The 23,843-nt window shown below is 57.5% G+C and carries 20 protein-coding genes and 2 pseudogenes; 14 read left to right on the top strand and 8 right to left on the bottom strand.

The features are described from left to right. Positions 1 to 209: 209 nt before the first annotated feature. Positions 210 to 1,091: pseudogene (locus tag FHX16_RS27135) on the top strand (ATP-binding protein); the annotation flags it as partial. A 1,283-nt stretch (positions 1,092 to 2,374) separates the two neighbouring features. Here FHX16_RS27135 and FHX16_RS27125 read toward each other — a convergent pair. Continuing rightward, positions 2,375 to 2,950: an acyloxyacyl hydrolase gene (locus FHX16_RS27125; RefSeq protein WP_183757797.1), complete on the bottom strand. Its 576-nt coding sequence runs from the start codon at positions 2,948 to 2,950 to the stop codon at positions 2,375 to 2,377. A 548-nt stretch (positions 2,951 to 3,498) separates the two neighbouring features. Then, positions 3,499 to 4,605, bottom strand: a complete 1,107-nt coding sequence (locus tag FHX16_RS27120; RefSeq protein WP_246712696.1) for a LacI family DNA-binding transcriptional regulator — start codon at positions 4,603 to 4,605, stop codon at positions 3,499 to 3,501. Between the two features lie 212 nt (positions 4,606 to 4,817). On the opposite strand from FHX16_RS27120, the gene FHX16_RS27115 reads away from it, so the two are divergent. From FHX16_RS27115 to FHX16_RS27065, 11 genes are all read left to right on the top strand, one after another. Beyond that, positions 4,818 to 6,092, top strand: coding sequence for an amino acid ABC transporter substrate-binding protein (locus FHX16_RS27115; RefSeq protein WP_183757798.1), 1,275 nt, complete (start codon positions 4,818 to 4,820; stop codon positions 6,090 to 6,092). A gap of 69 nt (positions 6,093 to 6,161) precedes the next feature. Beyond that, positions 6,162 to 6,908 (top strand): ABC transporter ATP-binding protein, encoded by a 747-nt coding sequence (locus tag FHX16_RS27110; protein WP_183757800.1) that lies wholly within the window; start codon positions 6,162 to 6,164, stop codon positions 6,906 to 6,908. Beyond that, positions 6,908 to 7,639 carry an ABC transporter ATP-binding protein gene (locus tag FHX16_RS27105; RefSeq protein ID WP_183864015.1) on the top strand — a complete coding sequence of 244 codons (732 nt, stop codon included), beginning with the start codon at positions 6,908 to 6,910 and terminating at the stop codon, positions 7,637 to 7,639. The genes FHX16_RS27110 and FHX16_RS27105 overlap by 1 nt, the downstream gene beginning before the upstream one ends. A gap of 12 nt (positions 7,640 to 7,651) precedes the next feature. Continuing rightward, on the top strand, positions 7,652 to 8,530 hold the full coding sequence (locus FHX16_RS27100) for a branched-chain amino acid ABC transporter permease (protein WP_183864016.1): 879 nt from the start codon (positions 7,652 to 7,654) through the stop codon (positions 8,528 to 8,530). Further along, a complete protein-coding gene (locus tag FHX16_RS27095; protein WP_183757806.1) occupies positions 8,530 to 9,573 on the top strand; it encodes a branched-chain amino acid ABC transporter permease in 1,044 nt (347 codons plus the stop codon). Before FHX16_RS27100 ends, FHX16_RS27095 begins: the two co-directional genes overlap by 1 nt. A 65-nt stretch (positions 9,574 to 9,638) precedes the next feature. Then, entirely contained in the window at positions 9,639 to 10,421 is a 783-nt protein-coding gene (locus FHX16_RS27090; protein ID WP_183864017.1) for a glutathione S-transferase family protein, read from the top strand. Between the two features lie 33 nt (positions 10,422 to 10,454). Beyond that, complete coding sequence (locus tag FHX16_RS27085; protein ID WP_183864018.1) at positions 10,455 to 11,381, top strand: dioxygenase; 927 nt, start codon at positions 10,455 to 10,457, stop codon at positions 11,379 to 11,381. A 2-nt stretch (positions 11,382 to 11,383) separates the two neighbouring features. Beyond that, a complete protein-coding gene (locus FHX16_RS27080) occupies positions 11,384 to 12,145 on the top strand; it encodes an SDR family NAD(P)-dependent oxidoreductase (protein ID WP_183864019.1) in 762 nt (253 codons plus the stop codon). After that, positions 12,145 to 13,023, top strand: coding sequence for a 3-keto-5-aminohexanoate cleavage protein (locus FHX16_RS27075; RefSeq protein ID WP_183864020.1), 879 nt, complete (start codon positions 12,145 to 12,147; stop codon positions 13,021 to 13,023). The genes FHX16_RS27080 and FHX16_RS27075 overlap by 1 nt, the downstream gene beginning before the upstream one ends. A gap of 32 nt (positions 13,024 to 13,055) precedes the next feature. Continuing rightward, positions 13,056 to 14,060, top strand: coding sequence for a zinc-binding alcohol dehydrogenase family protein (locus FHX16_RS27070; RefSeq protein WP_183864021.1), 1,005 nt, complete (start codon positions 13,056 to 13,058; stop codon positions 14,058 to 14,060). Positions 14,061 to 14,070: 10 nt separating this feature from the next. Then, positions 14,071 to 14,403, top strand: a complete 333-nt coding sequence (locus FHX16_RS27065) for a cupin domain-containing protein (protein ID WP_183864022.1) — start codon at positions 14,071 to 14,073, stop codon at positions 14,401 to 14,403. A 688-nt stretch (positions 14,404 to 15,091) separates the two neighbouring features. Here the strand turns inward: FHX16_RS27065 and FHX16_RS27060 are convergent. The 4 genes from FHX16_RS27060 to FHX16_RS27045 form a co-directional block, all read right to left on the bottom strand. Further along, on the bottom strand, positions 15,092 to 15,460 hold the full coding sequence (locus tag FHX16_RS27060) for a response regulator transcription factor (protein ID WP_183757819.1): 369 nt from the start codon (positions 15,458 to 15,460) through the stop codon (positions 15,092 to 15,094). Positions 15,461 to 15,529: 69 nt separating this feature from the next. After that, positions 15,530 to 16,186 carry a response regulator transcription factor gene (locus FHX16_RS27055; RefSeq protein ID WP_183864023.1) on the bottom strand — a complete coding sequence of 219 codons (657 nt, stop codon included), beginning with the start codon at positions 16,184 to 16,186 and terminating at the stop codon, positions 15,530 to 15,532. Continuing rightward, entirely contained in the window at positions 16,179 to 17,741 is a 1,563-nt protein-coding gene (locus FHX16_RS27050) for a sensor histidine kinase (RefSeq protein WP_259131369.1), read from the bottom strand. Before FHX16_RS27050 ends, FHX16_RS27055 begins: the two co-directional genes overlap by 8 nt. 784 nt (positions 17,742 to 18,525) lie before the next feature. Then, complete coding sequence (locus tag FHX16_RS27045) at positions 18,526 to 20,823, bottom strand: FdhF/YdeP family oxidoreductase (protein ID WP_183864024.1); 2,298 nt, start codon at positions 20,821 to 20,823, stop codon at positions 18,526 to 18,528. Between the two features lie 612 nt (positions 20,824 to 21,435). On the opposite strand from FHX16_RS27045, the pseudogene FHX16_RS27040 reads away from it, so the two are divergent. Both FHX16_RS27040 and FHX16_RS27035 read left to right on the top strand, forming a co-directional pair. After that, a pseudogene (locus FHX16_RS27040) lies at positions 21,436 to 21,655 on the top strand (helix-turn-helix domain-containing protein); the annotation flags it as partial. Between the two features lie 248 nt (positions 21,656 to 21,903). Next, the gene (locus FHX16_RS27035; protein ID WP_183864025.1) at positions 21,904 to 22,476 is read left to right on the top strand and encodes an AraC family transcriptional regulator; all 573 of its coding nucleotides are present in this window, start codon (positions 21,904 to 21,906) and stop codon (positions 22,474 to 22,476) included. Between the two features lie 42 nt (positions 22,477 to 22,518). Here FHX16_RS27035 and FHX16_RS27030 read toward each other — a convergent pair whose 3' ends face one another. Together FHX16_RS27030 and FHX16_RS27025 are read right to left on the bottom strand one after the other, a co-directional pair. Continuing rightward, entirely contained in the window at positions 22,519 to 22,794 is a 276-nt protein-coding gene (locus FHX16_RS27030) for a hypothetical protein (protein WP_183864026.1), read from the bottom strand. A 222-nt stretch (positions 22,795 to 23,016) separates the two neighbouring features. Continuing rightward, positions 23,017 to 23,838: an alpha/beta hydrolase gene (locus FHX16_RS27025; RefSeq protein ID WP_183864027.1), complete on the bottom strand. Its 822-nt coding sequence runs from the start codon at positions 23,836 to 23,838 to the stop codon at positions 23,017 to 23,019. Between the last annotated feature and the right edge of the window lie 5 nt (positions 23,839 to 23,843).

Genomic DNA, 23,843 nt, shown 5'->3' with positions numbered 1-23,843 from the left:
CCTGTCGAAACTCGTTAGACATAAGCCTATCCTCAAGCCTGTGCTTGAGCCTTCCTGCTTATGCTGAGTGTCCGGTCGAATTGGGGTGCAGTTCATAGTTATAAGACATTCACCCTAGAACCGTCTAAACTGGATATAAGTGATGGGATGAAGTTCGCAACCCGTTTGCACCAGGTGCCGGATAACAGCCACCGGAACTCGCTGCACGGGACAAAATTCTAGAAGATGCACGCATAGCTGTCCAACGAGCTATTCGCGGCAGGCCCGCCCAGTATCAGATACTGCTTGGGCTCCGCGGCGTCGCCAAGACAGTTTTGTTAAACCAAATTGAAAAGATAGCTGAAGAGTATGGGCACCTGACTTCTTTGGTGGAAGCACCAGAAGGAGTTGCTCTTCCAACACTTCTTTATCCGTGCATCCATCAAATCCTTCGCAAAGTAAGTGTAATCGACCAAGCGAAAGCGAGTGCCTTCAGTGTAATGCGAGCGCTTCGTAGTTTCGCGTCAATATTCAAAGTGGAGATGGGCGATTTCGCGTTGTCAGTGGATCCCGAAACAGGAACGGCCGATAGCGGAAACATAGAATGTGACCTTGCAGAGCTTTTTGTGAGGGTCGGGGAGGCGGCGAAGGCTGCAGAACGCGGCTGGACGCTCCTAATCGACGAAATCCAATACATCAATGAAAAGGACTACGCTGGACTAATCGTTGCGATTCATCGGATAAATCAGAAAGGCCTACCGGTGCTGTTTTTCGGCGCTGGCTTGCCTCAGGTGGCTGCTCTTTCCGGCGATGCGAAGTCTTATGCGGAGCGTTTGTTTACCTATCCCTCAGTGGGGGCACTTGATCGAAATTCGGCGGAGCTAGCTATCAAGAACCCGATTGAGGAGGAAGGTGAGCAAATAAAAGTTGATGCATTGCAATCTGTCGTCACGAAGACCCAAGGCTATACATATTTTCTCCAGGAATGGGGTTATCAAGCTTGGAATACCGCCAATCAGTCGCCGATAGATGCTGCTGACGTGGATCAGTCATCCCAGCGAGCCCTTCAAAGACTTGACGATGGGTTTTTAGGGTACGCTTTGACCGCCTGACGCCGCGCGAACGTGAATACGTTTTCGCCATGGCTAAGTTAGGCGAGGGGCCTTCCAAATCCGGCGACGTTGCAGAGATGATGAAAGAGCCGCCTACCAAGCTCGGGCCTTTGCGGGCCAGTATCATAAAAAAGGATGATCTACAGCCCTTCATATGCCGACATAGCTTTCACGGTTCCATTGTTCGGAGACTACTTACTGCGAAACTGGATAGGTTCTAACGCGTAGAAGCCGAGATATAATACGGGCCGCCGCCGCTCTATACTGTATGTTCGTGGAGTGAAGGTGGCCCGCGCTAAGCTGAATCGGCGGATTGCTCCGGATGGGCCGCAGCAGGGCCCATGCTTGGCGAGGGCGAACCATGAGGGGGATATCTTAAAATTCATCGAACTTGCGCATAACTGCGTGGCGGTGACGCCATCGCTGGTGCCCAAGCGAGCGGGCGATCGGGTGAAGACCAACCGCCGCGACTCCGTCAGTCTGCAGACGCGGATTCACTGAAGAACTTGCGCTGATGGGGTGTAGGCATCAGGTTAGCTGTCGCGCGAATTTCGCCAAGCTGATGGGATGGAGGTTGGGCCTGCTGTCGATAATGAGAGAATGAAGACGTGGCGACTGCGCTTGAACTGGCCAGCCCGGTCTTGGTTTGCGCCGGTCTCAGTGTTTCAGCTCGGTTCCGTCTTTCCCACACATTCTTTGTCAGATCACTTACTTACGAAACGGAACGCAAGGTCAACAGCTCGTATCCTGTCAAGACCAGGGACGTCTTCGCCTGTAATAGCTTTGCGCCCGGATTCGGCCGTGAAGCAGACCTTGCACCTGCCAATGTCTTTGCGCTTTTCTAAATAACGCAATCTTTGTGCTGCCGATGGCGAAAGTAAGCATCGTCACCTTCACGGGACCGCCAGCCATCCACATTTTTCGGATAGCAGAGAATGCCGAGGTCAGACCGGTAATATGGCCGCGACCATTCGGGCCGTGCGTGGGGGCAGCGTCAAACTGATATGTCATGTCCGAAGGCACCGATCTCCTTCCGGAGATAGTTGCGGTCGTCGAGGATATCATCACTGAAAGCTCGGTAGCAGCCTTGAGGGAGCTATGACTGTCCTGTTGGTGCTGGGCACCGAGAGCGCAGAGGTGTAGACCTATCCAAAAGCGCGCTCGCGCAAACGGCCTTCGCCAATGTATCTCATGAGCGGACTTTCAAGTTTGTCGGGTCGAGCTTATCGGATAGATTGGCCTGAATTTCTTTTGGTGATCGACGGCAGAAAATCGCTGGCAGCTCAGAACTTGTAGCCGACCTGAATACCGGCGCGCGTCATGCCGTTGTTCGGACCATCGCAGAGATTGGCATGCGACGAATGGGCAACCTGGGCGATGACATTCCAGTGTTGGTCAAAGCGGTAACCGACACCCAGGGATTCTCGAAAGAGGAATCGACAGCCGAGATTCGGGCCATCCGTGTTGCCTTCGAGCTCCCCATCGTGCCAGACGCCGCCGAAGCCGGCTTCGGCAAAGACCTGGTCGTTGAAGTTTGCAGTCCAGGAGAGACCCGCAAAGATTTGGGTGGCTTCCCCCGATGTGCCGATCGAGGTGCCGAGATTGATGCGCGGGCGCAGAAGCTGTTGCTCAAAGCCCGTCGCGGAGTCCTGACCGAAGGGATCAAAGAACACCGTCACCTCGGGAAAGATACCGTCTTCGTGCTCGCCGCCGCCCTGTATCGATGCGGATGCTCCGAAGCGTAATTCATCAAAGATTTGCTCGCCGGCATGAGACGGAATGACTGACATATTGACCGTGACCGTCACAAGAAATGCTAGTGAGGAACACCCTACAACTTTCGGAAATTCGATTGCCATCCAGATTTCCTCATCCGACTCGCGTCAGAGCCCATTCCCAATTAGTAGCATCGATCGAGACTTGGTAAACCGCGTTTGATCAGCCTTAGTATTTTATTTCGGATGTGCGGCCAACCACGGTTTGAGCTCTCCCCGTCATGTCTGCGCCGGCTGCTACAGCAGCCGGCGCAACGTCATGACGCCCACGATCGATCGTCCCGGCTGACGGGCGAGGAGAAGCCAACGGAGATAAAGGATGATGGCTGGGACGAATGATCAAGGATCGTCAACCGGGGCCAGGGTGCTCGCGGGCGTTAGGATGGCCATGGAAGGGACACGTACATTGTCACCAGATAGCCGGCGGTGTATCTGGTTCACGCGGATGTAGAGTACACTCACGATCTGATGATTGCTGGCGCTACCATTTGCTACGCTTTCGAAGGTGCGACCGCTTGATTGATCATGCCGTCTGGGACGCGCCCTCTTGCTGGGCCGATGAGTTCATCGATTTGTGGGCTGCCAATTCTAGACGGTATAAAGAAGTTTCTCGCCACAGAGCGCTCCTCAATTTATTGTTGAATAGCTCCAGCCGGGTCGTTGGGTTTAGGCAACACCGAAGCGGGAATTTCTGGGGCAGAGCCCGTGCTGTTACGGACCACAAGCTCCACCGGCAAGATAGTCTCCCTCGGAGCGGAGCTATCGCCGTTCAGCAGTTGCAGCAGGACGCCCGCCGCCGCCTTTCCGGCGCCGAATTGCTGTATGCGGACGGTTGTAAGTTGTGGCTGAACGAGGTTCAGGAATGGCATGTCATTGAAGCCGGTGACCGATATCTGCCCTGGGCAGCCAATGCTTCGCTCCCTCAATGCCTCAATTGCTCCAAGAGCAAGTCGATCGTTGGCGCACAGAACCGCTGTGAATGGCTTGCCCTTGGCTAACAGGTTGAGAAGGCAACGTGCCCCTTCCGCCTCGTCGAAGCGTGAAGCAACCTCGATCAATTCGTCATTGACCGCAACGTTCATGTCATCGGCCGCCCGTCGAAAGGCCGCTAAACGAAGCTGGCCCGTCGACAAATCCTGAGGGCCGGATATGTGGGCAATGCGCGTATGACCAAGATCCCGAAGATGCCGCAGCATTTGACAGATCCCAGAATCGTCATCGTTGACGATCGAAGGTATTGGCGAACCGTCAACCTTTCGGTTCAATGTCACCACGGGCAACCCATCATCAGCCGCCTTTGCAATCGCGGGATCGTTTCGCAGGACGGCCGCATGAATAACCCCGTCGACGCCTCGGTCCCGCAAAACGTCTATCAATCGTTCCTCCCGCTCTGGATCACTGTCGGTATTCACGATGATCGAGGCGTAACCTAGCGGTTCGAGAACACTCTCAATCCCGCGCAGGATCGGGGGGAAGATGACGTTGGTGATGTCAGGGATAATTACGCCAACCGTCATGGTCCGATTGGTGCGAAGCCCGGCGGCAATCCGATTGGGGCGGTAACCAAGCGTTTTGGCCGCGGATTGAATTCGATTGGCGACTTCCTCTGTAAGGTGCTTGCATTCCACAGGATCGAGGGCGCGGGAGACTGTCGACACGTGGACCCCGGTCTCGCGTGCTATGTCCTTCAATGTGATGCGTTTTTTTAGCATGTACTTCGACCCTTCAACGGAGGTCATACTAGCGACTCCTGATATTTAAGCAATCGATTGCATGAATTTGTTGACGATATGATAAGACGTATGCTACCTCCTAATGCAATCGATTGCGTAACTCAGTTGAATCCGCAGGTCATGGAGGTGACCGTGATATTTCACGGTCGGACTACGGCTTTTGGCGAGCGTGTACGCAATCGATTGCGCAGCAAGTTTCGGAGAATGGAGGAGTCTCGATGAAACTTTCAGTCCTTCTAGCAACCACTGTCCTGGCGTTGAATGCACCAGCCGCTCATGCGGACGATATCAAGATTGGCGCGTCGCTACCTATTACCGGCGGCCTTGCCGTCAGCGGCGAAAAGCATAAACGCGGTTATGAGCTGTGCACTAAACTGATAAACGACGGAGGTGGAATCCTCGGTCGTCCAGTTGATCTCGTTGTCAGCGACAATCGTTCGGACCCGGCAACCGCGATCAATCAATACGAACGGTTCATCAACGTCGACAAGGTCGATGCCGTCTACGGAACGTTCTCGAGCCGCCTGACGTATCCCGTGGCAAGCATACTGTCGAAGTATAACATGGTTCACCCCGTGCCCTCCGGCGGTGCGTTGCGCATCTACGAGCAGGGATACAAGAACCTCTTCTATTTTCAGGTTGGCGCCGCGGAATACACTGGAAAAGACGTCGTCAACGTCATCAAGGACCTGATCCCGGCTGGGCAGGGACCGAAGTCAGCTGCCATCGTCCACGCCGACGACTTCTTCGCCAACGCGATCGCATCGGGCCTGCTTGGCGAGAAGGTAGTCGACGCGGCGACAAACAAGCAGATCGCCGACCTCGCGCCAGGATATCTCAAGGAGGCGGGTATTGACGTCGTCATGCAGGAAAAGTGGCCGGACGATGGGTTCAATGACTGGCTCAACCTCGCCAACTCCATCAAGCGTTCTGGCGCCGAACTGATTGTCGGTCTGACGGCATCGGAGGAAGAGGCCGTACAGCTGACCCGTGCCCTTAAGACAGTCGGCGCGACGCCGAAGTTCGTCTACCTCAGCCAGGGCGCTCAACACGAGTTTATCGAGGGTGTCGGCGCAAGCGCCGCCGAGGGCGTCATGGTGCACGCTAACTGGCACAAGGATGCACCTTTCGAAAGCACGCTGGCAGGAAAGCCGTTCACCAATGAGGACTTCGTCAAGGCCTTCAATGCAGCCTATGGCGTTGACCCCGACGAAGACAGCGCCATCCCGTTTGCTGTCTGCCAGGGGATTGAGCAAGCGATTGCGGGATCCGGTTCGACTGACAATGCGAAGATGGCCGAATGGCTTCACGCGCGTACGAAGGACAGCCCGGTGCGGACCGTGCTTGGACGCTTCTCCTGGGACGATCGCGGCCTCGCGAAGGACAAGTCGTACATCATGACGCAATGGCAGGGCGGGCAGCTGAAGTTCGTCTATCCCAAGGACGAGTTTCAGGGAGTTTCCCCGTTGAGCTATCCCAAGGCGGGCTTTTGACAAAACCTCGAACGGGGCGGACGCGCGCCGCCCCGCAAACCAAGCCAGCGAACGAAGGAGGATCGGGCGATGCTAGAGGTCAGAAACCTATGCAAGTACTATGGAGGGCTGCGAGCCGTGGACGGCGCTTCCTTCACGGTCGAGAAAGGCTCGATCACAGCGTTGATTGGACCCAACGGAGCAGGAAAAACCACCGCGTTCAATTGCATCAGCCGCACCGTCACGCCGACGTCCGGTGAGATATGGCTCGACGGTGAGCGCATCGAGCAGCTGCGCCCCCATAAGATCACGGCCAAGGGCCTTAGTCGCACCTTTCAGATATCGCGCAATCTGTCCGACATGACGGTCATCGAAAATGTCATCGTCCAGTCGAAGGTCAATGGAATTAGCGGGCTCTTCCGTCCAGCAATCAGCCGCGAGGAAAAAGACAAGGCGATGTCGATCCTGGAGTTTCTGGGGATTACGCGCATCGCCTACGAGGATGGGCACAATCTTTCCTACGGGCAGAAAAAGCTCATGGATTTGGCCGCGCTTTTGATGTCGGAACCGAAAATCATCCTGCTCGACGAACCTGCCGGTGGCGTTAATCCCACGCTCATGGAAGAGATCGTCGATCGGATTCGGGCGCTGAATGAAATGGGCCTCACGGTCCTTATCGTCGAGCACAACATGGATCTCATCATGCGGCTATCCCACAAGGTCGTGGTCATGGCGCAGGGCAAGGTCATCTGTTCGGGCACCCCGGATATCGTGCGCAAGGACGCGCAGGTCCTCGATGCCTATCTTGGCGGCGTGTTGGAAGAGGAGGCGGCCTGATGCAGGAACTCCTCCAAGTCACAAATATCACCGCTGGCTACGGCGATGGCCCGGCAATCCTTGATGGTGCCAGTCTGACCGTCGAACCGGGCAAAGTGCACTGCATCATCGGTCCGAATGGAGCGGGCAAGTCGACGCTGATGAAGTCAATCTGCGGAATGCTCAAAATCCGCAAGGGCGACGTGATCTTAAAAGGCAAGAGACTGAACGGAATGCGTCCCGACCAAATCCTGCGGGAAGGCATCTGCTTCGTGCCGCAAGAGCGTGCTCTCTTTGCAAAGATGACCGTACGAGAAAATCTGCGGATGGGCGGCTTCATTCTCGATGGCCAGAAAGAGCTTTACCGGCGCGTTGACGAAATCCTGGAGCGTTTCCCGATGCTTAAGGAGAAGGCTGATCAGCACGCCGGGACGATGTCGGGTGGCCAGCAGCAGACGTTGGCGATGGCCCGCACGCTGATAATCAAGCCTAGTATCGTCATGCTCGACGAACCCTCGCTCGGTCTGGCGCCGAAGGTAATTCAAGAGATGTTCGACATCATGAAGATGATGTCGGCGGACGGCATCACAGTGTTGCTCGTCGAGCAGAATGCCCTGATGGGGCTCAAGAATTCCGATTGGGGCGTCGTGCTCGATCTCGGACGAACCCTATTTCAAGGGCCCGCGAAAGACATTCTCGCCGACCCTCGAATCCGGGAACTCTACCTTGGTGGCAAGAAAGCTGCCGCCTGAAAGGGGAACAACATGGCTCAATTTATCCAGATATTGGTGCTCGGGCTCGCGCTCGGCGGCGTCATAGCACTTATGGGATCAGGACTGTCGTTGGTCTTCGGCGTGATGCGGATCGTGAACCTTGCACATCCGGCTCTGATCATCGGCGGAGCGTATATCGCCTACTGGGCTTTCAAACTCCTCGGCCTCGATCCCATCCTCATGGTGCCGGTTGCTTCGATCGCAATGGCCGCGGTCGGGGTGGTGCTTTACAAACTCCTCTTCGAGCGCGAGGCCAAGAACGCGAAATATTCCGAGATGACGGTGCTGCTGACCTTCGCGCTGGCGACGATGGCAGAAGGATTGCTCGGCGGCATGTTTACGAACACGCAGCGCATTACGTCTCCGGCCTACGCGACAGATGCGATCTTCATCGGCGATCTCTTCATTCCGAAGGGTCAGCTCTACGCCGGTATTGTCTCGCTGCTGATTATCGGCGGTCTGACGCTCTTCCTGAAATACTCGCGGCTTGGCTACGCGATCCGCGCCACGACACAGAACCGCGAAGCCGCTGAACTGCTGGGCGTTAACGTCAACGCGATCAGCATCCTCGCCTTCGCTATCGGGATCGGTCTCGCAGGCGCCGCTGGTTCGCTTGTCAGCTTCGTCTTCAGCTTCTTCCCGGCCAAGCATTGGGAATGGATCGCTATGCTGATGTCTGTCGTCGTGCTCGGCGGTATGGGGAGCATCCTCGGCACCGTCGTGGCAGCCCTGGGCCTGTCGCTCGTCGCGGCCTTCGTCGGCACCTGGATCGGCGCGACATGGTCGACGATGACATTCTTCCTCGCACTTTTCATTGTCCTGCTCGTCCGGCCACAGGGCCTGTTCGGCGAAAAACCGGAGATGGCGTAATGACGGTCACATTCCCTCACTCAAGCACGAACAGCGTGGTTGAAGCCCGGCGTGCGCATAACGAGAAACTGGCGCTGAAGGCCGATCAAACGCGAGCCACTTGGTTTCCGCTTGCACTGCTCACCATCCTGATTGCACTGCCACTTTTGCAGTTCGCAGGCAATTTCAACTACCTCCTTCATCTCGTGCTTTTTGCTGCATCCTTTGTCGCGATGGCTTCCGGATGGAACATATTGGGTGGCTTTGCAGGCTATATCTCCCTCGGCCATAGCGTCTTCTTTGGCATCGGTGGCTACGTGGCCGGAATGCTGCTTGCCCGCTACGGTATCTCAACGATCGTGACGGCCCCCCTGGCTGGCCTCATCGCAGCGGCGGTCGGTTATCTCATCGGGCTCGTGACATTGCGGGTACGCGGGCCGAGCTTCATTATCTCCTCGATCGCACTGCTGATGATTGCGCGGATCCTGTTCGACAACTGGGCATTCATTGGCGGCACGAATGGCCTGACATTGCCCTCGAACAGTCTATCGGCTCAATGGACCAAACTGCCGTACTACTACGCGTTTATCGCCATTGCCGCCTTCACGGTCTGGGCAAGCTACAGGATCAAGCACTCAAAGTTTGGTCTTGGTCTCCGCGCCATCTCCAAGGATGAGATCAAGGCGGAAAGTGCCGGGATAAACACGCGGCTGTACAAGGTACTGGCGTTCGCGCTGTCGGCCTTCTTCGTTGGCATGGCCGGAGCGGTGTGGGGTGAGTACCTGACCTACCTGCGGCCCAACATTTTCCTGATCATCGGCATCTCGGCCAACATGGTCCTGATGTGCATTCTCGGAGGAAAGGGCACGATCGCGGGACCAGTCATTGGAGCTGTCGCCATCGTCGCGCTCAACGAACTGTTCGTGGCGACAATGGGTGCCTCCGAACTCAACATTCTCGGAACGGGTCTGATCATGGCGCTTGGGCTTGTCTTCTTCCCTCTCGGCCTGGTGGGAACTCTTGCCAAGAAAGGCAAGCTTCCCCGGATTTTGAACTGGGACTGACGACAGTCCCATAACCGATCAACACCATGGTGACGGACTTGCCCAAGGGGCAGGAGGAGAAAGTCATGTCCGAATTCGTACTCTACAACGCGCCACAATCGACCTGCAGTCAGCGTGTGCGCTACACGCTTCACACCAAGGGAAGGGCCTTCGAGGAGCACAGACTCGATCTGTTCAGGGGCGACCAACTGAAGCCCGAATATCTCGCGATCAACCCGAATGGTGTTGTTCCGACGCTGGTTCACAACGGCACGCCCGTCGTCGATTCCGCCGTCATCATGGAATATCTCGAAGATATTCTGGGCGATGTCGCGCCACTGCGTCCGCGGCCTCCGATAGAAGTGGCGAGGATGCGGGCAATGATGAGCTTCATCGACGAAGTTCTGACACCGGCCGTACGTGTTCCGTCATACAACCTGGCCTTTCTGCCGCATTACCAGGCAATGACGGAAGAGGAGTTCCTCGCCGTTTGTGAAAGCAAGCCGCTGCGACGCGAGTTCCTCTTGAAAATGGGGCGAACCGGCTTTCCGCAGTCGGAAATGGATGAAGCACTCGGGCGGCTGAAGCGAGGGATCGACCGCATGGCCCATTGGCTGGGCGAATGTGGCGGCCCTTGGCTGCTGGGCGCTGAACTGACCCTCGCTGATATCGCCATCATTCCGGTGATCGTTCGGATGGACGACATCAACCTCGGCCATCTCTGGGCTGATGCGCCCCAGATCGATCTTTGGCTGCGCAACATCAAAGCAACCGATGCTTTCGCGCAGACTTATTATCACGGGTCTCTGCTGACCGAAAAATACCCCCATCTGCAATCCCTGCAACGGACGGCGCACGTCGCCGCATAAGCGGCCGCGCCAGCACACAGGAGGAGACAAGCAATGCAACACGTAACCATCGAACCCCGGCTGATCGCGACGATCGCGGACGTGACGCCAACGGTACTGACCGCAATGGCGAAAACGACCAATCCGCGCCTCAAGGCGATCACGGATGCCTTGATCAACCATCTTCACCAATTCATCATCGAGACGCGTCCGACCGAAGAAGAGTTTGAGTTTGGGCTGCGCTGGATCGCTGCGCTCGGCCACCACACCCATGAGACCAACAACGAGGTGGTACTGGCCGCCGATGTTCTAGGCGCGTCGACCCTCATCGATCTGATCAACAATGACGGCATGCAGGGCGAGACCATGTCGGCACTTCTCGGTCCGTTCTATCGTGGCCACGCGCCAGAATGTGTCGACGGCGAGTGCATCGCCCGATCCGAGACGCCGGGACCGACGCTGTTCTTCTCCGGTCGCGTGGTCGATATCGATGGAGCGCCTGTCGCGGGTGCCAAGCTCGACATCTGGCAGGCTTCTCCCGTGGGACTCTACGAAAACCAGGACAGTGACCAGGACGACTTCAATCTGCGCGGCGTCTTCCATACGAACGAGCAAGGAAGCTTCCGCTTCAAGTCGGTTAAGCCCGCGGGCTATCCCGTCCCGACGGATGGCCCAGTCGGCGTTTTGCTGCATGCGCAGAAGCGGCATCCGATGCGGCCCGCCCACATTCACTTCATTGTCTCAGCACCTGGTCACAAGACGCTGATTACACAGATTTTCTCCGACACCCAGGAAGCTCTCGTAACCGACGTCGTCTTCGGTGCGAAGGCTCAGATCGTGGGCGACTTCGTCGAGCATCTTGAGCCGCATCCAAATTATCCCAGCGAGCAGCTGCCTTTCTATACCTGCGAATACACATTCAAGCTTCTCGAAGGTGACCCGACATATCCCATCCCGCCAATCTCTGGAACGAAGGCCTGACAATGAGTGAGAACGTTCAATTCGACACCCTCAAGGGTCAGGTCGCGATCGTGGTCGGCGGGTCCGGCGGTATCGGCAGCGAAACATGCCGCCTGCTGGCCCGAGCCGGTGCCACAGTCGTGATCGGCTATCGATCCGGGGAGGCCAGGGCGCGTGAGATCGCGGAGGCGTTGCCGGGACGCGGCCATATCGCGCTTAGGGTCTCGATCGAGGATACTTCATCGATCCAGACTTTCTGTGCCGCGGCCCTTTCCGCTTGCGGGCGTGCCGACATCCTCGTGAATGCCGCAGGCGTGACAAAGCCGGTTCCACATGCCGATCTCGACGCACTCACCGACGAGATCATCGACCAGGTTTTCGTGAGCAACTGGCGAGGGGTGTTTGCGACCATTCGAGCCTTTGCACCGGCACTGGCGGAACACGGCCAGGGACTTATCGTCAACGTGTCGTCGATTGCCGCCTTCACAGGCATCGGATCGAACATCGCCTATTGTGGCGCAAAGGCGGGTCTCGACATTATGACGAACTCGCTCGGCCGCGCCCTCGCTCCAGCGGTTCGGGTCATGGCTATCTCTCCGGGCGTGGTCGATACCGAATTCGTTCCCGGCCGCGGCCAAGAGTTCAAGGATAAGGCGGCAGCCGCAACGCCCCTGAAGCGTCTCACCACGCCGACCGACGTGGCCGAGGCCATCCTTGCCTGTGCAACGCATCTTAAATTCTCGACGGGCACCCGCATCGTCGTCGACGGAGGGAGGCATCTCTGATGCAACAGAACGTTTTCATCACCTGTGCGGTTACCGGCAATCTCACGACCCGCGAAAATCACCCGGGTCTGCCGGTGACACCTGAGGAAATTGCCAACTCCTGTCTCGAAGCAGCGGACGCGGGCGCGGCTATTGTCCATATCCATGTCCGCGATCCCGAAACGGCAAAGCCGTCGATGGAGATTGCGTACTATCGCGAGGTCATCGAACGGATCCGCGCGAAGAACAATGCAGTCATCCTCAACGTCACCACGGGCCCCGGCGGTCGGTATCACCCAAGCGATGAAAATCCCGCCGTTGCCGGTCCCAGGACCACGTTGATGCGGCCTGAGCGACGGGTCGAACACATCGTGGCCTTGAAGCCCGACATTGCCACGCTCGACCTGAACACCATGACTTTCGGGGCCGAGGTCGTGATCAACACCCCTGGCAACGTGAAGGTCATGGCAGAGATCATCGAGAGCACCGGCGCAAAGCCTGAACTTGAGGTTTTCGACACGGGCGACATCCAGCTTGCTCACGATCTCCTCAAGGCCGGTGTGCTGAAATCGCCTGCCATGTTCACCATCGTCACCGGCGTCAAATATGGCCTCCCGTCGACAACGGACGCGATGGCGACCGCCGCTCGTATGTTGCCGCGCGACGCCGCTTGGACCGGCTTTGGCGTCGGGCGGATGTCGTTCCCAATGGCGGCACAAGCCTATCTGCTTGGCGGACACGTCCGCGTGGGCCTCGAAGATAACTCGTACATCGCCAAAGGCGTCCTCGCAAAAGGCAATGGCGAACTTGTCGAGCGGGCTCGCGACATCATCGAAAAGTTGGGTGGCGCCATCGCAAGCCCATCGCAAGCCCGCGACATCCTCAACCTCAAGCCTTGAACCCAATTGCTGGTCTCAGAAAGGACAACACTATGAACATCCAGATTGACACGAAGTTGGGCAAGGCGCTGCGGGTTAGCGGTCCGTCGCCCGATCTTGATAACCTTCAGATCGAGGTCGCCGATGTTGGCGTGCCGCAGCCTGGTCCAGGGCAGGTACTGGTCGAAATCATCGCGGCAGGTGTCAACCCGAGCGATGTGAAGGCCTCGCTTGGGCACATGCCCCATGCCATCTGGCCGCGCACACCCGGCCGCGATTTCGGCGGCATCGTGCGCGAAGGGCCAAAACACATGGTCGGAATGGAAATCTGGGGCGGTGGCGGCGAATTGGGCATCAGCCAGGACGGCAGCCATGCCAAATGGATGGTGCTTGATGAGAAGGCTGTGCGGCAAAAACCCGCCAATTTCACCATGGAGGAGGCTGGCTCCATCGGCGTTCCCTTTATCACGGCGTACGAAGGTCTGCGCGAGGCCGGTGGCGTTCAGCCAACTGATGTCGTCCTTGTATGCGGCGGCAACGGCAAGGTCGGCCAGGCGGCTATCCAGCTCGCGACCCTGGCGGGCGCCAAAGTCTTTGCGGTCGAATATAACGCCCAGCCGCTAATCGGCCATACCAACGGCCCGGTGGAAATGCTCGACAGCAGCAAGGATGACGTGGCGGCCATAGTTCGCGAGCGGACCAACGGCCACGGAGCTGATATCGTCTTCAACACCGTCGGCAGTCCGTATTTTGAATTGGCCAACAAGGCGATGGCCAAGCAGGCGCGGCAGATCTTCATCTCGACTTTCGATCGCGCCGTACCGTTTGACATCTTCAACTTCTTCCGTGGTCGGCACAAGTATATCGGCATCGATACGCTGGCCCTGTCATCGGTCGACGGCGCCCGCATCTTCGACCGGCTGAAGGGGAAATTCGAGGAAGGTCTGTTGAAGCCTTTCCCGATCAATCCGGCCACCTGCTACGGTCTCAGTGACGCGGCCAAGGCATATACGTCTGTCCTGCGCGGAACGGCCGACCGCGTATTGTTTAAGCCCTGAGACAGCCGACATGCAAGTAACGCGGTACAAGGAAGCTCGGCCCTACGAGGCGGCCGAGCACTATGACATGCAATGCCTGCGCCTTCAGGGGAAGGAAGCAACGAACACCGACACCATCTGGATTGGCCTGTCGCACCTGTTGCCTGGTGCGCGAACCTCCCTGAAGGATGCGGCCGTTGAGAAAATCTACGTCGTGATTTCTGGCGAAGTAACAGTTGAGACAGCCACCCAGTCAGTAGCGTTGGGTCCGTTAGATAGTTGCAGACTAGCAGCTGGCGAAGCGCGGGCGCTATTCAACCGGTCCGGTTCCCTGGCGACCATTCTCCTCGCGATGCCCGTATAATTGACGAGGTGTCCCAAAAATCGGAAACCCGTGTGGCGAAAGCGCCTATGCCTTGCCGCTGACGGCGTCGGCAAGCCGCACCGCGGAAAGCAATATGATGCATTTTACCTCTCTCCCGGCATAGCTGTAACCGCCGAGATCAAGACGGCAGGAGGCGTATCCCCGAATATATTTTTTTCACCGGTGGTCGAGGGGACGGCTATAAGCAAGCAACCAACTATTGCATAGGCGAGCGGCGAAGCGCGGCGCCGTCATCAAGCAATCGGCGGCGCGGTTCGACAGGTCAAATGCCAGAAGCGGCGTTGTCTATGGACTTGCGCAGCGATTCAAGCCGCCTGTCGAAAGCTGTCGTATCGATCGTCTCGATAGGCTCGTGACGCCGAATCTCGCATCGCAATGTGTATGATCGGCGAGACAGGTGATTAACCAGGCTGACGCTCAGGGACCGCAATCCGTCTTGCTCGGACAAATGGGTGTTCGTGAATGAGGACACAGTCCTGTCTCCTTTGCTTGCTTCCTCGGTGTATGCCTGAAGCGGCGTGCGCCGAGTACCCCAAAAGGTGTCGCTCCGGTGAGAACACCGGGCTTCTCAGCCGCGACCGCTCGGTTTAATTTGCTGGGCCGTGCGAGACGTTTCGCTAAATGGTTCCGCGCAGAATAGCTGCAATTTCAGTTTGACTTTCAGCGCTCAGTGGCCGAGCGCTGATTCGAGGCATCCGATCAGTTTTTCGATATCGACCGGCTTGCCAAGAAAGGCGAAAGCGCCGCCGTTCATCGCTGTGCTGCGTGTCCGCTCATCCTTGTACGAGGTGACAAAGATCATTGGGGGGCGCTGCGAATGCCTGTTCAATTCAGCCTGTAGTTCGATCCCGCTGAGGCCGGGCATCTTCACGTCGACAAGCATGCAATCAATGGCCGATCGCGGTTCGAAAGCAAGAAACTCTTCCGCCGAGGCGAACAGCCGGCACTCGTAGCCGTAGGACCTGACAAGATCGTCCATGGCTTCACGGATGGCCTGGTCATCGTCGACGACGGCTATGGTTGGGATTGGGGGCAATGAACGGGCCTTCTCTGGCTGCTTTTCTAAGTCTTGTTATGCCTTCATGCCCAACTCAAAGATATCATACTAAGATACAGGTGGTCGTACGCCTTCGCCCAGCATTTCGGTCTTCCTTACAAGCTCGGCCACCGAGCGAACTTCCATTTTCCGCATGACATTGCCGCGATGCAGTTTGACAGTGACCTCGCTGATCCCGAGTTCGTAGGCGATTTGCTTGTTCATCAGCCCCTTGACCACCGCGTCCATGACCTCGCGCTCACGTGGAGTCAGATTTCCGGCAAGCGATGCGACGGCCTTACTCTGCGCACTCTGGCGTCGGCGCGCGGTATCGTGCTCCATCGCCGTCGCGACGGCATCGAGAATGTCCTGATCCTTGAAGGGTTTGGTCAAGAAGTCGACAGCGCCAGCCTTCATCGCCCGCACGCTCATCGGAATGTCGCCGAAGCCGGTCATGAAGATGATGGGCATCTGGCTGCCGATGCGTTCGAGTTGTGTCTGGAAATCCAGTCCACTCACACCAGGCAGGCGGACATCGAGAAGAATACAGCCCGGACGATTGAAGTTCGCCGTTTCCATGAAGGACGCCGCGCTCTCGAATGCCTCGGCGTCAAATTTCATCGAACGGAACAGGTCTGTCAGCGCTTCCCGCATGGAGAGATCGTCGTCGACGATGAAGACGACAGGCCCGGCTGGTTGCTTCTGCGATTTGCGTAGGTCAGGCATGTTCCAACTCCGGCTTTATCGGCAAGCGCATCTCGAATATCGCGCCGCCTTCGGGGTGATTGGTTCCGTCGAGCTTTCCGCCACGGGCCTCCAAGGTACTGCGGCAGATAGACAGTCCCATGCCCATGCCGGTTGCCTTCGTCGTAAAGAACGGTGAAAACAGCTTGTCCTTCGCATCTTGGGTGATCCCGGGTCCGGAGTCACGCAACGCGATGCACACGTGCTCGATGTCAGGTCGCTCAATCGCTATCTTGATAATCCGCTCTGGGCAGCCGGCCTCATCCATTGCCTGAACGGCGTTGGTGATCAGGTTAATCAGGACCTGCTGCAATTCGATCTTCACGGCAAGGACCGACGGAACGCCTGGCTTTTGATCGACAAGCACCGTCGTGCCGCTCCGCTGAAGCTCGTGCTCCATCAGAGCCATGGTCTCATCGACCAGGCTGCCGAGGTTGAGGGTTTCGAGCTTATTGCTCGCTGGAGAAAGCAGACCGCGCGTGTTTTGTATGATCTCGCTCGCCCGCTGGCTGTCGCGGATCATTCGCTCGGCCGAACGGCGTACGGCTACAAGATCTGGTGGATCTCGATCTAGCCACCGCAAGAGCGTCTGCGCGTTGACCACGATCGCACCGAGCGGCTGGTTGAGCTCGTGCGCAAGCGATGCGGACATCGCGCCAACCGTTGCTGCCTTCGATGCCTTCGTCAATTCCGCCTGCGCTTCCGCCAGGGCCTTCAAAGCCACTTCGCGCTGGGTTACGTCGACCATACTGACAACGACCCGGTTGAAGGCGGCCGGGTCTTCCGGGAAGCTGATGCTTAGTAATACGAGCTTCGTCTCTCCATTGTCGGCGAGTACTTCGACCTTGTCCTCGAACACCCGTTCACCGTCCATGATCGCCTGAAACACGTCAAGGAGCTTCTCCTGCCCCGGCAGGATGAACCGGCGGGGGCTTCTGACCGAGGCAGATCCCAGCATCTCGCACGCTGCTTCGTTCGCCGCGACCACTTTTATAAGACCCACACAATGATCGAGGACGGACGGGTTCGCGCGCGCATACGCCTTGATGTCGGTAACCCCCTGTGCCCGGACATCGATCAGATAGCCACGCAGCTTCGAGTAGTCTCGCTCCCACAACGCAACACGGGTGCGGTCGAAGATCGACCGATATCTTGCCTCGCTCTCCTTCAGCGCGGAATTGATGGAAAGTAGCGCGAGGCGAGCCGTCTCCGACTTTAGGAGAAGCATGGTCGTGACGCATAGCGCAGCGAGTGCGACGGCCAGGCGTACGGTAGACTGAAGGTCGGCATCTTTCCCATGTGTCACAACGTAGGAAACAAGGGTGAGGGCGGCACAAACGGCTGCGATGACGAGCAGCCCCACCCGGGTACTCGCTTGCACCGCAAGCAACATAACGACCACATAAAGCACCGCAACGGCGCCCTCGATATCGGTGTACGTATCGACGTAGAAGACGGCGGCCGCAAGCGCGATCGCAATCAAGGCGAAGACCAGGTTCTGACCCGATCCCTCCACATCGCGAACGCGGAATATCATTGACGGTACAGGCATCCTTCCCCCAGTCTTTTCTGCCAAGACCTTACCCGCTTTCTGGTCCCATCTAACCTATACATAGGTGTAAACCGGACTGGTGGTTGTTCGATGTATCCGCGCCTTGCAGCGACGCCAGTTCTGGTCGTGCATGATAGCATTTCTTTCAATCCAGTAGCTGCCTCTCGACAGGCTTTTCCGGTCAGGCAAATGATGCAGCAATGGCGTCTCGGCCGGTGCCTTGCAGGCAGAGTCCGGGTGCAAATTACTTTACTGCTTCTAAGGATTCCACCAGCCCCAGACCGGTGCTTCACTGCTCGTTTCGGTCGGCGGAGATTCTTGCTCGTAGAGGCAGGGGCGTCTCCACCAGCCACGTGGCCATCGCTGTGGAGCAGCTCGCAATCGCCACGTACCATAAAGACCGAACCGCCGGTCAAGCTGTCAAGTGGGAGCCACACAAAATTGTAGATCTCATGCATACCGGTGGCAAACACGAGTATGTCACCAAGCCGATATAGCCGCCTACCATCGTGGCACCGACCAGAAAGGCGAAGAACCTGACGTTCATTGCCTTGTGTTCGCTGGACTTTGCAAAGTTTGCAATGGACTCCTGGTGCATGACGAGATCCTAGCACCTTGCCCAGATCGGACCACGTAAGTGTACGTGGATGAGCCAAAAGTTTGGGTCCATGGAAACAGTGGCCTGGCACCCACAAAGCCACTGCTCCAATGAAATGCGGCTCGAAATAGACGCGTCGCGGGCACAATTTTCCGGAAGTCGATCCGCTGGTTAGCCGTCGCTGGTCGCGGTGACCGTCACTGGAACGCCCTTATAAGACGGCGTGCCCGAGATACGGTCATAGTGGCTCAGAGAGACGACCGCGTTCATCTCGGGGTAGTAGCCGGCAACCGATCCTCTTGGGATATTGTATTCGACCGCCGTGAAGCCACGCACGCGATGCGTGGCCTCGCCAGTTCCCACGAGGCCACGAATGTCGATCCGGTCGCCGTCCTTGAGGCCGCGGCCGGCCAGATCGTCCTTGTTCATGAAAATCACATCGCGGCGGCCAAAGACGCCGCGATAACGATCATCGAGACCGTAGACAGTCGTGTTGTACTGGTCGTGGCTGCGGATCGTCGTGAGGACCAGAGCATCGGGGTTCTTGATCAGCGGATCCTCATCGAGGCCCGGAGCAACAAGGAAATTTGCCTTGCCGGTTTTGGTGTTCCACCGACGGAAGGAGGCGGCGACATCAAGGCGAAAACCGCCATGCACACGCACACGCTTGTTGAACTCGTGGAAGTCGGGGAACACCACTTCGATCTTCTCGCGGATACGGTCATAGTCCGCAATCATGCCGTCCCAGTCGATGCCATAACGATTGCCAAGCGTCGCCTTCGCAATATTGGCGATGATTGCAGGCTCGGACTTCAGCGCTTCACTCGGAGGCTTCAAGAAACCGCGCGAGGCGTGAACCATGGACATGGAGTCTTCCACGGTGACAGCCTGTGGGCCCGAGGCTTGCGTGTCGAGGTCCGTACGTCCAAGACATGGCAGGATCAGCGAAGTCTTGGCTGTTAGAAGATGCGACCGGTTCAGCTTGGTGGCGATGTGGACGGCTAGATCGAGCTTGCGCATGCCCTCGAAAGTGGCCTCCGGGTCGGACATCGCGACGGCAAGATTGCCGCCGAGGCAGAGAAGCGCCTTGGATTCACCCGCGATGATGGCCTCCACAGCCTCGATCGCATTGTGTCCCTTCTCCGCGGGCGGACGAAAGCCGAACGCTCGTTCCATGCCGTCGATGAGCGCTTTGTTGGGGCTTTCGGTGATCCCGACGGTGCGGTCGCCCTGAACGTTTGAATGGCCGCGGATCGGAGCGATACCGGCGCCTTGCCGGCCGATATTGCCGCGTAGCATCAACAGGTTGGCGATCTGCTGTACGTTGCCGGTGCCATTGGCGTGCTGGGTGATGCCCATGCCGAAGCAGACAATCACGTTTTTTGCCTTCGCGTAAACCTCGGCCGCACTCTCGATGGCGTCCTTCGTCAGCCCGCTGATCGCGACGATCTGATCCCAGCTCGTGTTCTCAACATCCGCGCGCAGGGCATCGAAGCCGGCGGTATGTTCCTCGATGAACGTCCGATCAAGCACCCCGGAGCCGCCCGTCGCGATGTCGGCCACATCGCGTTCGAACAGGGCCTTCATCAGGCCCTTGAGCGCTGCCAGGTCTCCGCCAGTACGGACCTGGTGATAGGCTGACGCGATCGGTGTCGATGAGAGGGTCATCATCTCGATCGGGTCTTGGGGCGCGGCAAAGCGTTCTAGCGCGCGCTCCTTCAGAGGATTGAAGACGACGATTGGAACACGACGGCGCGAAGCCTCGTGCAGCGTCGTCATCATGCGCGGATGGTTTGTCCCGGGATTGTGGCCGAAGCTGAAGATCGCATCGGCGTAATCGAAATCCTGCAGGGTCACTGTGCCCTTGCCAACTCCGATCGACATCGGAAGCCCGACGCTCGTCGCCTCGTGGCACATATTGGAACAGTCTGGAAAGTTGTTGGTCCCGTAGGCGCGCACGAAGAGCTGGTAGAGAAATGCTGCTTCGTTGGAAGCACGACCCGATGTGTAGAATTCCGCTTGGTTTGGATTGTTTAGCTTGTTTAGTTCTGCGCCGATGAGTTTGAAGGCAGCCTCCCACTCGATCGGCTCGTAGCGATCGGTCTCGCTGTTGTAATGCAGCGGCGTTGTCAGCCGCCCCGCGTCTTCCAGCTCATGGTCGCTCCAGTTCCAAAAATCGGAAACGGTGTTTTTCTCGAAGAGTTCCGGTCCAGACCGTTTGGCTGTCGATTCCCAGGTTATCGCCTTGGCGCCGTTTTCGCAGAACTCGAATGACGACGTGTGTTTGGGATCCGGCCATGCGCAGCCAGGGCAATCGAAGCCTTCCGGTTGATTGGCCCTCAGTAGCGTCATGGTGCCTTGGGCCACAACCCGCTGGTGAGCCAGCGTTTTGGCGACAGCCTTGAGCGCGCCCCAGCCGCCGGCCGGTTGCTCGTATTGTTCGATACCTTCTGGACGCTGATCCTTCATGTCGAATCTCCTTGAAATCCGGGGCTGCTTCGGCGCCGCAGGCGCATCAGTCGAGAGAGACTATCACAGGTGTGCATCCGGCCCATTATACTGAGGAATAGGGCGTCGCGGACTGTTCCCGTAGGTGTTGGCCTTAAGCCAATCTCGCCCAGCGCCGGATATTGGTTCGGACGGTGCTTGATGAATAGGGCGGCCGCCGAATCATATGCTGGCACGTTCAATGGTGGCAGCGAACCATATCCGCTTCCGCTTATGAAGCCCGACACGGCTTCAGAAAAAGAAGGCCGTCTCCGGGCGGATGGAGACGGCCTTGGCGGATCTTGGGAGGATCCGCGGCTTCGGCGGAGGGGGAGGGAACACCGAAGCCGGTAGCTGGGAGGGCGCTACCCGCCTCATGAGGGGTGAGGCGATGGAGTCGAAGGTAGACCCGTCCAGCCGATCACGTAACTAAACTTAGGTATTGGCTGGATTAGACCAGCAGTCGATTGGAGCTGCCACCGGCACTTTCATTCTCCACGCCGATGGGCCGATCAGAGAGAATGAAAGGTCTGATGGCGGCGCTGGCCGCATCGCTGACACCTTTAGCTGCACTCTGACGGATGAGGTCGATGCGCGAGCATCAAGGATGACATACGCCGCGATCTTGCAATCGAGATGCTGCTGAGCACCGTCGAAGGCGACGGGCGAAATCGCAGCCCAGCTTGGCTATTCGGAGCCTAGCTCCTTCTTCCGGGCATTTCGCAAATCGACGTCGAAGAGCCCCGAAGCATCACCCAGCGAGAGCCACGGTAGTTCGGGAAGCCAAAAGCACCAGGGACCTTTGTATAAATGATCCCGTTTATGGAGAAGCGAGCATGCTGTTTCGCAGTGCCATTTGGCTCTGGCTCCCTACTCCGCACTGAGCAAGCGCATCGGATTTCTCGCTCCATCAATGGGCGCGCCTATATGCCTACCCGACAATCTATACCGAGGCGTAGCGGTTCCATACCAACGTCTAGGGAAATACACTGGCCGTACAATTCATTGCTCGCATCCTGCGTCTCACTATGGGGCCAGCCGAACTCTCCAAGGAGATCATGGATGCCTGGCGCTACGCCTCTTACCCGACCTACACCGTCTTCTCTTGACCTCTCCGATGTCAGCCACGAGACCTTGCGCGAGGTCTCGCGCTTGCTGTTCCATGCCACAAGTTACGTCGACCGGGACGAGGCCATCACCATCAACCTCGTCAAGGCAGCGTCGACCCTGCTGCGGCCTTTGAAAGCCAGCGGCGTCGAAAGCAAACAAGGCTCAACGCGGGGCCTCGCCCCTTGGCAGATCAACCGTTTGAAGAGCTTCGTTGATGAGCGGATATCCCGCCCAATCTCACTTGAGGACCTCGCGCGTCTAGTTCGGTTGAGTAAGAGCTACTTTGCCGCGGTGTTCAAGGTTAGCTTCGGTTTGACGCCCCACAACTACATCGTTTCGCGACGGGTCGAGCATGCCAAGCATAGGATGCTGACAAGCAACGCCTCCCTCTGCGAAATTGCATTGGATTGCGGCTTGGCCGATCAATCCCATCTTTCGCGAGCCTTCCGTCGCGCGACTGGAACCACGCCAAGCGCATGGCGGCGACATGCGGCAGCAGTTGATGTCCCGCGCTACAATAGCTGAGGACCACCACGGCGATCTCGCGCAAGCTGGAGGATTAGATGCTCATGCCGACTCTTTGGCCGCTTCGCCATCGTTACTCCAAAGGGCGCTGTCGAGACGGTTCATGGCTAGCCGATGCTCGGCCATATTGGTCCGTTTACAGCGTGGCAGATAACGATCCGCGCGAAGGATAATCTCGATGTCGATCTGACTAGCGTGGATCGCCTCAGCATGTTTTTGTTCACGGACGTCTGTTTGAAACCCATCCGAAACGATCGGAACAGGCTGCCTCGAGCAGCCCGCCTTCTGGGTCAGCATCTTGAGCGATGTGGCCGTCACTTGTTGCCATTCCAAGAATTGCCCGCGCGGAGACGGTCTTTCGAACCTTGATGTAACGCGCGCTTGAGCTTAGCATTGCCGTTTTGTTTTTACGCGTCACCAATCCCCGGACTTTGCAATGCGGCACTTTCTGGCAGCAAACAAAAGTACTCCACCCTCATGTAGGCCCCGTCTGCGCTGCCGGCAACATATGCAATTTGGGCCAACAGAACTATCCGACGATCAAGCTCCAGAATTTATGAAGCTGATCAGAAGATCTCCCGTTTCGGATCCCGCTACTCCCAGGTCGCGAACAGAGTTCATATGGTTGCGACCCGTTATCTTGTTACGCGTTGCCGAAAGGCCTTGGGCTGCAACGTGGTTGATGAAAGCATCCGATTGGTCATGAAAGGGACGTGTTTCGTCCTGGCCGACAGCCACTAAAACTCGGCAATCTGCTCGATGCCGTCGAAAAAGTGGTGTGAAGCGAGACACCTCGTCCTCGGTCAGCGCTATCTCTCTCTGCAAGAAGGATTGTTGGAGCGGTGCAAGATCATAAAGGCCGCCGAGCAGGAAAGCGCCCTGAACTCTGGATGCTTTTTCGCTCTCCTCGAACGTGAACGTCGCGAGATGCGCTCCCGCAGAGTGTCCGCTCACAGAAAGACGCAAGGGATCGCCGCCATAACTTGCAATATGCTGGACGACCCATTCCTTGGCGCGGACGACTTGGTCGACAAGAACCTCCATGCGCTGCCCCGGCATGAGGGAATAATCAACAATCACGGCGATAGCACCCGCCAAAGTGATGGTGTTGGCGATGCAAGAGTAATCCCGCTTGGAGAACATCCGCCAGTACCCGCCGTGGACAAACAGGTGGACAGGAAGGTTCTGACGGGGACCCGCAGGAAAGAACATGTCCACCGTCTCATCTGGTCCGTCGCCATATGCGACGTCCAGTATCATTGGCAAGGTTTCGCGCGTCCTCGCACTCGCCGCGACGATCTCACCAACAATGGCATCGAAATCCGCGACATGGTCGCGGATCCGGAATGGGTCGGTTTCCATAAGAG

This window comes from Rhizobium sp. BK661, from assembly GCF_024808825.1.
Lineage (GTDB): Bacteria > Pseudomonadota > Alphaproteobacteria > Rhizobiales > Rhizobiaceae > Rhizobium.
The sequence above is the reverse complement of the archived record's forward strand: the minus strand, read 5'-3'. Positions and strand labels throughout refer to the sequence as shown.

What these genes read in the sequence shown, in the direction of transcription:
- FHX16_RS27075 (WP_183864020.1), top strand. Translation starts at nt 12,145, where the DNA reads ATGCAACAGAACGTTTTCATCACCTGTGCGGTTACCGGCAATCTCACG.
- FHX16_RS27115 (WP_183757798.1), top strand. Translation starts at nt 4,818, where the DNA reads ATGAAACTTTCAGTCCTTCTAGCAACCACTGTCCTGGCGTTGAATGCA.
- FHX16_RS27045 (WP_183864024.1), bottom strand. Translation starts at nt 20,823, where the DNA reads ATGAAGGATCAGCGTCCAGAAGGTATCGAACAATACGAGCAACCGGCC.
- FHX16_RS27085 (WP_183864018.1), top strand. Translation starts at nt 10,455, where the DNA reads ATGCAACACGTAACCATCGAACCCCGGCTGATCGCGACGATCGCGGAC.
- FHX16_RS27065 (WP_183864022.1), top strand. Translation starts at nt 14,071, where the DNA reads ATGCAAGTAACGCGGTACAAGGAAGCTCGGCCCTACGAGGCGGCCGAG.
- FHX16_RS27090 (WP_183864017.1), top strand. Translation starts at nt 9,639, where the DNA reads ATGTCCGAATTCGTACTCTACAACGCGCCACAATCGACCTGCAGTCAG.
- FHX16_RS27125 (WP_183757797.1), bottom strand. Translation starts at nt 2,950, where the DNA reads ATGGCAATCGAATTTCCGAAAGTTGTAGGGTGTTCCTCACTAGCATTT.
- FHX16_RS27120 (WP_246712696.1), bottom strand. Translation starts at nt 4,605, where the DNA reads ATGACCTCCGTTGAAGGGTCGAAGTACATGCTAAAAAAACGCATCACA.
- FHX16_RS27050 (WP_259131369.1), bottom strand. Translation starts at nt 17,741, where the DNA reads ATGATATTCCGCGTTCGCGATGTGGAGGGATCGGGTCAGAACCTGGTC.
- FHX16_RS27095 (WP_183757806.1), top strand. Translation starts at nt 8,530, where the DNA reads ATGACGGTCACATTCCCTCACTCAAGCACGAACAGCGTGGTTGAAGCC.
- FHX16_RS27080 (WP_183864019.1), top strand. Translation starts at nt 11,384, where the DNA reads ATGAGTGAGAACGTTCAATTCGACACCCTCAAGGGTCAGGTCGCGATC.
- FHX16_RS27070 (WP_183864021.1), top strand. Translation starts at nt 13,056, where the DNA reads ATGAACATCCAGATTGACACGAAGTTGGGCAAGGCGCTGCGGGTTAGC.
- FHX16_RS27110 (WP_183757800.1), top strand. Translation starts at nt 6,162, where the DNA reads ATGCTAGAGGTCAGAAACCTATGCAAGTACTATGGAGGGCTGCGAGCC.
- FHX16_RS27055 (WP_183864023.1), bottom strand. Translation starts at nt 16,186, where the DNA reads ATGCCTGACCTACGCAAATCGCAGAAGCAACCAGCCGGGCCTGTCGTC.
- FHX16_RS27100 (WP_183864016.1), top strand. Translation starts at nt 7,652, where the DNA reads ATGGCTCAATTTATCCAGATATTGGTGCTCGGGCTCGCGCTCGGCGGC.
- FHX16_RS27105 (WP_183864015.1), top strand. Translation starts at nt 6,908, where the DNA reads ATGCAGGAACTCCTCCAAGTCACAAATATCACCGCTGGCTACGGCGAT.
- FHX16_RS27035 (WP_183864025.1), top strand. Translation starts at nt 21,904, where the DNA reads ATGCCTGGCGCTACGCCTCTTACCCGACCTACACCGTCTTCTCTTGAC.
- FHX16_RS27025 (WP_183864027.1), bottom strand. Translation starts at nt 23,838, where the DNA reads ATGGAAACCGACCCATTCCGGATCCGCGACCATGTCGCGGATTTCGAT.